The following is a 4,773-nucleotide window of genomic DNA, read 5'->3' on the forward strand; positions in this document are numbered from 1 at the left end:
GGTGTTTGCTTGCTACTTGCACCTTCAGATACTTCTGGTGGATTTGCATCCTTATGCCAACATAGTTTGCCATCTTTATCTGATGGTGTACTGTCTCCTAATGTTTTGTTGTGCCATATGGCTCCTTGTATCGGATCGAGCGTATTCATGTCGTATGTCCATATGCAGTAGGTTATTTCTACATCACCGCATTGTTCTTTTTCATCGTAATAGCTGTAGTCTTTTGTCCATCCGCCTATTGAGCATGATAGTGTGTCGCCTTGTTCTAACGCCCCTGTTTCTCTGTTGTGCCACCATATTGTTTCGGTGTATATGTCTTGGCAGTAGTGTCGTTGTATTCCATTGCTGTCTATGCCACCGCATTCTACATTCATGCTGTTGTATTCATCACTGTTTGTTGTGCTGCCTATTTTTGTTTCACTGGGTTGCACATTTAGTGTGATGCTGTTTTGTTCTGTTGCTAGTGCTGGTGGTGTGATGATTATCATGCTTATTATGCTTAGTATGATACTAAGTATTATGTATATTTTTTTGTTCATTTTTGTTAATGTCCTTTGTTGTCATTTATCTTTTTAATATCTTTCACTCTCTGAATCTGACTGTGATTTTTAGAGTGATTGACTGTGATTTTTGCTTTTTATGTGGTTTTGCGCGTAGCGCTCTATTTACTAATCTGTCTAGTATTTTGCTCTAAAATGTGATTAATCTCACATTTAGGCTGTAATGTGATTAATCTCACATTTTCAGTATTTTTTGTATTCTGTTTACATAAGATGCGTGCACGCGCGGCCGGCAAATCAACTTGTTGATTTGTATAAACGCCCGCGCTTGCACGGCTGCGTTTATATAGTATTACCGGCCGCGCTGTGCACCTGTGCACCGGGTATTTTTTGTATCTAAAAGTGTTGATTTATCAGTATTTTTAGTGCCTATTTTGGTGCACACTTGAAGTGTGCACCTAAGCATTTTTTGAATTTCAAGTGTGCACCAAATACATTTTTTATCACAATGTGCACATCACGCATTTTGTTTGCATTTTTGATATTATATATTTACTATCAGATGAGAGTTTGATAGATAATTAATGTCCTTAGAATTTATAAACCCCGGTTTTTAGTGAACTTCGCCGGGGTTTATTTTATGCTTTTTAATTTAAAGTTTGATAGATATTGATATGTAAACAATTCTAAGACATTTAATAATTTAAGGAAGTTCATTATGTCTAAAAAATATATTTCTTCTAAGCAGTACTGGGCTTTAAAAGATTCTGGTAAATCAGTCAGTGTTAAATCATGTCGTTCACGCGGTTGGATGCTTACCATCCCTGCTGATAAAATGCCATTTGAGACGCTTGATAATCTGTTATCCAAGATGGCTACGGATGATGATAATTTTGCTGCTAAGTTTTCTAAAGAGCGTGGTAATAAAACCGGATATGAGCATTATCAGACATTCTTGTATTGGAAAAATCCAAAAGTGGGTTTAGCTGTTGAGAATATTTTTCCTGGTGTTCATATTGAACCGTGTAGGGATATTGCGGCGTCTATTAAGTATGTGAGTAAGGATGAAACTCATATCGCTGGTCCGTTTGTTTATGGTATTGCTGACCAATTGGCTGGTATGTCAACTGATGCTGATTCTGTGAAGCGGGATTTGTTCGATAGCGCTACTGATTTGATTAATAATCATGGCTGGTCATATTATGATTTCTTGGATGATTCTAAGTGGCGTGCTTGGGCTGCTACTGTAAATCATAAGCGCTTCATTACTGACACTCGCAATAATTACTTATCTAAAACTTATGGCTGTCATGATAGAAATGTCAGTGTTGATTACATCTATGGTCCTACTGGTTCAGGTAAGAGCGATGTTGTTCTCAGAATGTATGGTGCTAAGAATGTATTTACTGCTGATTTATCTTCTGCATTTCCTTTTGACGGTTATGATGGTCAGCCGGTTCTATTACTTGATGATTATCGTTCTGATTTCAAGTTTTCTGTTCTGTTGCGTATCTTGCATGGTCAGCCGTATCGTGTGAATGTAAAGGGCGGTTCTACTTATGCATGTTGGACTAAGGTCGTTATCACTTCTAACATCTATATTTCAGATCAGTATCCAAATCTTACTGAACGGCGGGATCCTTTATATCGGTGCTTTGAGCATGGTGTTGTGTGGTTCAAGAAGGATATCGATGATGCTTTACCTTATGCATCTAAGTCTGATGCGATGGCTGGTATTGTATCCTACGGTGCTAAGAATGGTGTTCCGGGTTGGAGCCGTTCAGCTGCTGTAGGTAGGTGTGATTTAACCAATTACAATGATGTTCAACCTAGGCGTTCTGGTGATTCTGATGTTGATGGTGTTTCATATTGGGATAATACATCTGTCTCAGTGTTAGAGCCGGTTTCTAAGTCATCTGATGATGTTTCTAAGCCGTCTTATGAACCTAATGATGATTCAGATTTTGATTCCATGTTCAGTGGTGATTCTGATGATTACGATAAGTTTTTTGAAGGGATATGAAAATGTTTGCTTTTATAATTGCTGATGAATATATGCCTATTGAGTATTATTATGTTTTTGACATTAAATTAAGTCGTTCCAAGGCGCTTGAGTGGCGTTCTCGATTCATGTATGTTGATGTTAAAAATGTGATTTCTAAGGCTTCTAAGAAGATTGATTTTCAAAAGCAGTACCGTTCTCTTTTTGATGCATTGCATCATATTCCTGATGTTGATTTTATCTTTGTTTATGATTCTGATTCTACTTCGGTCTATGATGATTGTTTTCATTATTCGTTCTATCATCATGTTGATGTATATAATTCAGATGGTTCGGTTGTAAAAGAAAATAAGGATTCTAGGTTCTTTAATAAGGCTTTAGCATTTCATCATGCATTTCCTAATGTTGATTTTGCGCGTGCGTGTGGGTTTGTTGTGATGTATCCTAATAAGTCTATTTCTAATTGGGATTTGTTAAATCATAGTCTTAGTGAGCTTGATAGTATTCTGTATGCTAATTTAGGCTTGATAGATAATAAGAGGTATTAATCATTCCTTTGCTTTAAAGCAAATAACCCGCCTGTAAAAGGGCGGGTTATTTGTTTTCTACTAATGATAAACTGTGTCTTTTAATATAGCTTTAGCGCGTGGCGGTGATTTTCCTCCGATTAATTGCGAGAATATGCCGTTGGAGTCTGTCATTGAGTCTGTAAAGGCTGGCGCATGTCGGCGTTTTCCAAACAGCTGATAATTAGCATTGAGTCTGTGAAGGCGTCTGTGCAAGAATCCTGATATCGATTCTGAGTGTTGAAAACCCTGTTTTATGAGTAATGCATCATAAACGGGGTTTTTTAGTATTTTTCAAGAAGTGAGCCATCTAGCAGCACTGATAATACAGCGTTCCTAGATGGCATCGATTTCTAGTGATTTTTAGATATCTCTAAATCATACAGTTTTTGCTTTTATTACTTCGTTTACAAAGTTTGTCATAAGTGTATTATTCATCGCATTCTCATATTTTTCACCTATTGGTTTCATCATACTTGCTGTAATGTGCGTGTAGTATTCAGTCATGTCTGAATCCATGTGTCCTAGTATCGCTTGTGCCATTGTTATTGGCACTTGTTCTTCTGCTAGTATTGTGGCTGTGATGTGTCTGTTGGTGTGTGGTTTGATGTAATTGGTTTCAGTTAGTTCATCGCCCTCTATTTCTTTATGGTATGCCTGTTGGATTTTTATCCAATACTTGTAGAATGTGTTGTATCTAATTGCGTGGTTGGTGTTTTTATTTATGAATATTGGATGTTCTATTGCATCATGTATTCCATCCGGTTGGTATGTTATCGCGCATGTTAATCCTTGTTTTTTATTTGCTATGATTTGATTGGTTAGTGCTTTGTAATAAGTATCTGGTAGTGGGATAATGCGCTTTCTAAATGAACCGTTTCTACCTTTTGTGCCCGCTATCAGCCGCCCTTGTGAAGTTAGTTGTTTGTTGATTACTAGTGTTTGATTTGCACGGTTTATTGATTCTTCTGTCAGTCCTAATACTTCACCTATCCTCATTCCAAGGTTCATCATTTTAACGATTGCATACCATTCATGGTATTGGTTTGTATCATTTTCTAACCATGTGAGTAAGCCCCTGATTATGCGTGTGTAGTCATCCATATATGTGTTATCCATGATGCGTGTTCTGTTTACTACTTTTGGTCTTTCTATGTTGGTTGCTTGTTTTATTAGCCCTTTTTTGATTGCATCATTCATACACATATTTATTAGTTTCCACCTTAGCAATGCTCTATATGGTGCCGCATTTAATTTGTTAAATGCTGTTTGTATGTCTTCTTTTGTAATTGTCTTTATTGGTTTACATCCTATGTTGTCTCTTAGTGCTTGCCATGCGTTTATATTTGTTTTATAGGTGCTGTATTTGTAGTCAGATTTTTCTACATGCTCATCAAATAGCATGTTTAGTGTTGGGTTGGTTTTCTTGTTGATGGTTTGCTTTCTAGGTTTAGAGCGCTCTATCTGTTGTGTTCCGATTGCTGCTATTCTTGCTAGCTGCTTATCTTGCACCCTGCTTTTGTTGTCATCATAAACAAAGTGCCATTTACCTTCTTGCTTCCATTTGATGCACCATTGGATGCGTCCGTTGTGTTTGACTTTGAATGTGCTTGCCATGCTTTTATTGTAGCATCCATGTTTAGCATCCATTTAATTTTGTGTTTGGTTGCTTATCCCTTGTAATCATTACCTTTATTAAGAACTT

4 protein-coding genes are annotated in these 4,773 nt (G+C 37.0%); 2 read left to right on the forward strand and 2 right to left on the reverse strand.

Features of this window, described 5'->3' with window-relative positions; genetic code table 11:
- A partial coding sequence (locus tag DSM100238_RS09020) for a hypothetical protein (protein WP_152356327.1) occupies nt 1-488 on the reverse strand: 488 nt, incomplete at its 3' end.
- 730 nt (nt 489-1,218) lie between these two features.
- Here DSM100238_RS09020 and DSM100238_RS09025 point away from each other — a divergent pair.
- A complete protein-coding gene (locus DSM100238_RS09025; protein WP_152356328.1) occupies nt 1,219-2,523 on the forward strand; it encodes a P-loop NTPase family protein in 1,305 nt (434 codons plus the stop codon).
- Complete coding sequence (locus DSM100238_RS09030) at nt 2,520-3,050, forward strand: hypothetical protein (RefSeq protein WP_152356329.1); 531 nt, start codon at nt 2,520-2,522, stop codon at nt 3,048-3,050. The genes DSM100238_RS09025 and DSM100238_RS09030 overlap by 4 nt, the downstream gene beginning before the upstream one ends.
- Before the next feature lie 396 nt (nt 3,051-3,446).
- Here DSM100238_RS09030 and DSM100238_RS09035 read toward each other — a convergent pair whose 3' ends face one another.
- Entirely contained in the window at nt 3,447-4,685 is a 1,239-nt protein-coding gene (locus tag DSM100238_RS09035; protein ID WP_167511141.1) for a tyrosine-type recombinase/integrase, read from the reverse strand.
- Nucleotides 4,686-4,773: the final 88 nt, after the last annotated feature.

Source organism: Bifidobacterium apri (genome assembly GCF_009299485.1).
GTDB classification, from domain to species: Bacteria; Actinomycetota; Actinomycetes; order Actinomycetales; family Bifidobacteriaceae; genus Bifidobacterium; species Bifidobacterium apri.

Bases quoted from the DNA above. Each gene is read 5' to 3' on its own strand.
- DSM100238_RS09035 (WP_167511141.1), bottom strand. From the start codon at position 4,685: ATGGCAAGCACATTCAAAGTCAAACACAACGGACGCATCCAATGGTGC.
- DSM100238_RS09030 (WP_152356329.1), top strand. From the start codon at position 2,520: ATGAAAATGTTTGCTTTTATAATTGCTGATGAATATATGCCTATTGAG.
- DSM100238_RS09025 (WP_152356328.1), top strand. From the start codon at position 1,219: ATGTCTAAAAAATATATTTCTTCTAAGCAGTACTGGGCTTTAAAAGAT.